The organism is Thermanaeromonas sp. (assembly GCF_021890735.1).
In the GTDB taxonomy this organism is placed as follows: domain Bacteria; phylum Bacillota; class DSM-521; order Neomoorellales; family Neomoorellaceae; genus Thermanaeromonas.
In genome coordinates, this window is record NZ_JAKKUR010000100.1 from 1 (window position 1) to 5,428 (window position 5,428).

Annotated in this window: 5 protein-coding genes and 1 tRNA gene; all 6 read right to left on the minus strand. The window is 49.3% G+C overall.

What is annotated here, in order from left to right:
- A tRNA-Gly gene (locus L5656_RS10350) sits at positions 1-71 on the minus strand.
- Positions 72-192: 121 nt separating this feature from the next.
- Positions 193-1,866 carry an ABC1 kinase family protein gene (locus tag L5656_RS10355; protein WP_297202663.1) on the minus strand — a complete coding sequence of 558 codons (1,674 nt, stop codon included), beginning with the start codon at positions 1,864-1,866 and terminating at the stop codon, positions 193-195.
- A gap of 36 nt (positions 1,867-1,902) precedes the next feature.
- Positions 1,903-2,673: a slipin family protein gene (locus L5656_RS10360; RefSeq protein WP_297202666.1), complete on the minus strand. Its 771-nt coding sequence runs from the start codon at positions 2,671-2,673 to the stop codon at positions 1,903-1,905.
- 27 nt (positions 2,674-2,700) lie between these two features.
- The gene (locus L5656_RS10365; RefSeq protein ID WP_297202668.1) at positions 2,701-4,080 is read right to left on the minus strand and encodes an NfeD family protein; all 1,380 of its coding nucleotides are present in this window, start codon (positions 4,078-4,080) and stop codon (positions 2,701-2,703) included.
- 62 nt (positions 4,081-4,142) lie between these two features.
- Positions 4,143-4,988, minus strand: a complete 846-nt coding sequence (locus L5656_RS10370) for a response regulator transcription factor (RefSeq protein ID WP_297202670.1) — start codon at positions 4,986-4,988, stop codon at positions 4,143-4,145.
- Positions 4,989-4,994: 6 nt separating this feature from the next.
- Positions 4,995-5,428 (minus strand): DegV family protein (locus tag L5656_RS10375; RefSeq protein ID WP_297202672.1); only part of this gene is annotated, 434 nt, incomplete at its 5' end.

Below are 5,428 nucleotides of genomic sequence, written 5' to 3' on the forward strand. Positions count from 1 at the left end.
GCGGAAGACGGGATTTGAACCCGCGACCCCCGCCTTGGCAAGGCGATGCTCTACCGCTGAGCTACTTCCGCTCGTCGCACTTTCTATTTTAGGTGGTCGATCACCTTTTGTCAAGTAGCCGCGGCCTTGAGTTATCCCCTCTTTTTAACCGTCGCATCCAAGCTTACAGTTGTTCCTCTTCATACACCTTCTTTAGAAGCGGCCTCCCTTTAAGATGGTAATTAAAAGCCAGATAAAAACCACCGACGCAATAACCATACCTATCTCCAGCACCGGTAGCCGGAAAAACAATCTACTTCCTGTTAAGGGTATAGCGCCTAACCCGGCACTGATGATCAAGCCAGCCATCAGGATGCTAAAGGCTAAAAATATAAGGCTTAAGCTCAATTTATTGACTGCTCCTTCCAGGTGTCGGAAAAATACCCTGAGCTCTCGATGTTCGAGTTTCAAGGTAAGATCTCCACGGTTAAGCTTTAACAAAGCGCCCTTTACCTGTTGGGGAAGTTCATGGGCTAAGTCTATATAATTCCAGAAATTTTCTTCTAGTTGTCGCCAAACTTCCCGCGGCCGGTACCTGTTACGAATAAGCTCCTTTATATAAGGAGCTGCCACCTCCACTAAGCTAATTTCAGGATCCAGTTGGGTCACTAAGCTCTCTAAAGAAAGGAGGGTTTTGCCTAAAAGGGAAAATTCTGCTGGCATCTGGATACGGAAACGGAAAGCCACTTCCAAAAGATCATTTACAGCTTGACCTAACTTAATATTTTTTAAAGGTACATCTAAATACCGCTCCCGCAACCTATCTATTTCCTGGCGTAAAGCGTTAAAATCAAGGTCCTGAGGAACAACACCCAGATTGAGCATGGCCTGGATTACTTCCTGGCTGCGACGCCTGACCAAGCCCAATACCAGCCGAATAGCTTCCTTTCTGTGTTCTTCGGATAAGCTCCCCATGAGACCAAAATCCATAAAAACTATTTTCTCCCCGGGTAATACGGCTAAGTTCCCAGGATGGGGGTCCCCATGGAAAAATCCTCCTACTAAAATCTGGCGGTAAAAGGCTTTTACTAGATACCTAGCAATACGTTTAAGATCGTACCCCTTTTGCTCAAGCTCTTCCAAGTTATTGAGCTTTATGCCCTCCACGAATTCCATGGTGAGGACACGGCTGGTAGTGTATTCCCAATAGACCCGGGGGATATACACCTCGGTCTCACCGGCTAGTACCCGGCGCAGTCTGTCGGCATTCCGCCCCTCCAAAGTATAATCCAGCTCTTGTTTTAACGCCCGGCTAAACTCCTCGGCTATGGATACAAAATCGTAAATTTGCCCGTAAACAGTATGGCGCTGGGCCACGCGGGCGATATAGTGAAGGATTTCCAAATCAACCTCGATTACTTTTTCCACCCCCGGGCGGCGGACTTTAACTATCACCCGCTGGCCTCCCGGAAGAGTAGCTAAGTGAACTTGGCCAATGGAAGCTGCCGCCAAAGGCTTGGGATCAAAACTAACAAAAATTTTTTCCCAATCCTGTCCTAGCTCTTGCGCTAGAATGGCATATATATCGTCGCTACTGACGGGAGAAACCTCATCTTGGAGGCGAGACAGTTCGCCAATTATCTCCTTGGGCAGTATATCCGGCCGGGTGCTTAAAAACTGTCCGAGCTTAATGAAGGTAGGACCCAGCTCCTCCAGGGCCAACCTAAGCCTTTGCCCCGGTGAAAGCTTAAGTTTATCCACCCTGGCCACCTTGCTAAGCAAAGTGCTAAACCCCAGCTGGTCAACAAAATACCCAAAACCGTACCTGGCTAGGGTGTTGGCAATTTCGCGCAGGCGCTGTACATGGACATAGCGCTTCCTCAGCAAGAAAGCCTCCGCCTCCGTAAGCTCCTTTAGGCCCTTCTAATTTTGATTTTGACCCTGTTCCCACGCCTTGGCGAACTGTTTAAAAAGCTCTACAGGTACCGGGAAGACCAATATGCTGCTTTTATCAGTAGCGATCTCGGTTAAAGTTTGCAGGTAGCGCAACTGTAAGGAGGCTGGCTGCGAGGAGATAATACGCGCAGCTTCAGCCAGTTTTTCAGCCGCCTGAAATTCGCCGTCAGCGTGTATTATTTTAGCCCGCCGCTCCCTTTCTGCTTCGGCCTGGGCGGCCATAGCCCGCTGCATACTCTGAGGAAGCTCTACATCCCTTATTTCCACTAAACTCACCTTTACCCCCCAAGGTTCAGTGCCCTCATCAATGATCCGCTGCAACCGCTGGTTTATCTGTTCCCTGTGCGCCAGGAGTTCATCTAGGTCCGACTGTCCTAAGACGCTACGCAAGGTAGTCTGGGCCAACTGAGAAGTCGCCCGGATATGGTCCATAACTTTAATAACCGCACTGGCGGGCTCTACTACCCGGAAGTACACTACTGCATTAACTTTAACCGTCACGTTATCCTTGGTAATAGCTTCCTGGGTGGGCACTTCCATGGTTACCACCCTCAGGTCTACCTTTTGCATGCGCTCTATAAAGGGTATGAGGAAGAAAAGGCCCGGTCCCCGCACGCCGACATAGCGGCCCAGGCGGAAGATAACTCCCCTTTCATACTCTTGTACCACGCGGATGGAAGAAGAAACCAGGCTAATAAAGGCGGTCGCTAAAACTATTAAAAAAACCAGGGTTTCCATAACCTCAGATGAACCTCCTTTTTTACATTATGTTCCCCCATTATTTTGTAACTGCTTCCTAACTTTAAGTTTTAATCCCTCTATCCCGGTAACAATCACCCTTTCACCGGGGCTAACCTCTTCCGGACTTTCTGCTTTCCAGCGCTCACCCTCTACAAGTACAATACCCTCCGGCCTTAACTCCGTAAGGGCTACCCCTTGAGCCCCTATTAGGCTTTCTTTACCTGTGGCTACCTTGCGCTTTTGGGCTTTTATAGCTGCTCCCAGAAGGAGACTAAGGAACCCCGCCAAAATAACCGATGTAACGGCTACGAGAGCTAGGTTCAAACGCCAGCGCAAAAAACTTTCATTAAAAAGCAGGATGGAACCCAATATAAATGAAATAAGCCCTCCACCCAGCAAAAGACCGTGGCTCACTACAAAAACTTCCGCCGCCATAAGGGCTAGACCAAGTAGGAGTAACAAGAGACCGCTAAACCTTGCCTCCAGTGTTCCTAGAGCATACAAGCCTAAAAGAAGGCTTATTCCACCTACGACTCCCGGAAAGACAGCTCCCGGATGATATAGCTCCATAAGCAGTCCTAGGGTCCCCAGAGTCATCAGAATGTAAGCTATGTTAGGATCACTTATAGCCAGCAGCAAGCGCTGAACCGAAGTCATGGGTAAGAAGCGAACCGGCTTATCCGCCAGCTCAAGGTTTACTTCTTGGCCAGTTACTAGCCTGACCTTCCTGCCCTCCAATTGCTGTAAAAGTTCTTCCCGGGTATTAGCGCGCAGGTCGATAAGCCTGGCCTTTAGAGCTTCAGAATCAGTAAAGGACTTACTCTCCAGGACGGCCAGCTCCGCTTCCTTAGGGTCCCTCCCCCGATACTCGGCAATACTCCGCACCCAGGCCGCGGCATCCTGGGTTATCTTTTGTTTATGCGTCTCGGGCATTTCACCTTCGCTACCTACCGCCACTGGATGGGCAGCTCCTATCCGGCTTCCCGGAGCCATGGCGGCTACGTGGGCAGCTATGGTAATGAAAGTCCCTGCCGACCCCGCCCAAGCCCCAGCAGGGCAGACATGCACTACCACCGGCAAGCGAGCATTTAGAATATTTTCTACTATCTTTTGAGTACTGCTGTACAATCCTCCGGGGGTGCTGAGTTCAAGGATTAAAAGGCAGGCGTTATCTTCATAAGCTTTTTTAAGGCCCTTCTGGATATAGTCCGCCGTGACCGGTACTATGGGGCCCTCTACCCGCAATACATATATGGAAGAAGAAAAGGAGGCTGTTTCAGCAGAACGAGCTGCTACCGGGAAAAACAAACACAAGGTTAAAAAACTGAGTATAACACCTACGGAAATGATATGGGCTAGAAAACCCTTACGGCGGGGGCAGGCAATTTTAACCCAACAAGGCATATTAATTATCATCCTAAAAAAGTTGTTCTTCATGCTTTCATTTTATCATACTCTCCCTTCTTCTATAACCCTCTGCAAGTTTCCTCCTCCGGAAAGAGGAACGAGCGCGCTTCACGCCAAAGCATTTCCGTTGTAGGAAGAGGGTGGGGAGGCTGCCTGCCGGCCAAGCAAGCCATCCGGCTTAGAGCTTGCCATCTTTTAGCCATTATGCTGTGTAAATTCTTTACATAACGTTCTAATTCAGTATGCGACCACTTTAACAAAAACCCTTGGACGTATTCCCTATTACCAGTAATCCTGTAATAAGCTCCCCGTGTGCCCCTCGCACGGCCTGAAACCAAATACGGTAACCAGGAAGGTCGATAGTAGCTTGTCTTATCGCTGTGCAAGAATTTAAGGTGCCTATTTTCCGTAAGCACCTCTAAAGCAGGCTTCAGCCAAAAACGGGCTCCGGCACTTAGGGCAAGGACCTCCCCTTTGTCACCAAGCTGGATGAGTTTCCACTGTAGGGAGCGTGCCACACCAATAAACTTGCGCCCTTTGAAAGAGGGATAACCGAGCAAATATAAGACAGCGGCCTCAGACCCTGGCAAATCCCCTTCTACGGCTTTGCGTACCAAAGTATATTCTGACAAAATCTCGTTGTCTTTCTGGCAATGGAGGTCTCGTAGCTCGTTTACTGCTTCTTCCAGCTCACCAGAGACTTCAGGCCAGAGCCAAAAACTACTTTTCTTCCACCCGGGCTGCAGCTTGGCGGTAATGCGTTCCAGTTGGGATTTTACCGTGCCTTCTTTGATATTTAAGACCCGGGCTATTTCCCACCGTTTAAGTCCTGCCCTGGCCAGGAGGGCTACCTTAAGCTCCAAAGGCGAAAGCACTACACGTACATCTCGTTCCCGGCCTCCCATTTGAAGTTACACCCCGATTTCAGGATAAACTATAATCCCCAGTAAGCCCGGTCCCGCATGGGTACCTACAACCGGCCCTATCTCCCCTACGATAAGTTCCTTTACGCTAACCCTCTCCAGCAGCCTCTCTTTTAGCCGTTCAACCCCTTCCCAATCATCCCCATGGGCGAGGACGCACCATAAGGGTAAGCCCGGTGGAAATTTTTCCGCAATGATCTCTACTAGCCGGTCCATAGCCTTCACCTTGCCCCGGACTTTCTCGTAAGGGTAGATAATTCCTTCTTTTAACATGCATATGGGTTTCACATTAAGGAGGCTACCTAAAAAGGCCTGGGCTTTCCCGATACGCCCTCCCCGGTGCAAATACTCTAGGGTATCAACCAAAAAGTAGGCCTGCGTGTTATCCATAGCTTGCTTGACAGTATTTAATACCTCTTCCT

Bases quoted from the DNA above. Each gene is read 5' to 3' on its own strand.
- L5656_RS10360 (WP_297202666.1), bottom strand. From the start codon at position 2,673: ATGGAAACCCTGGTTTTTTTAATAGTTTTAGCGACCGCCTTTATTAGC.
- L5656_RS10365 (WP_297202668.1), bottom strand. From the start codon at position 4,080: ATGCCTTGTTGGGTTAAAATTGCCTGCCCCCGCCGTAAGGGTTTTCTA.
- L5656_RS10370 (WP_297202670.1), bottom strand. From the start codon at position 4,988: ATGGGAGGCCGGGAACGAGATGTACGTGTAGTGCTTTCGCCTTTGGAG.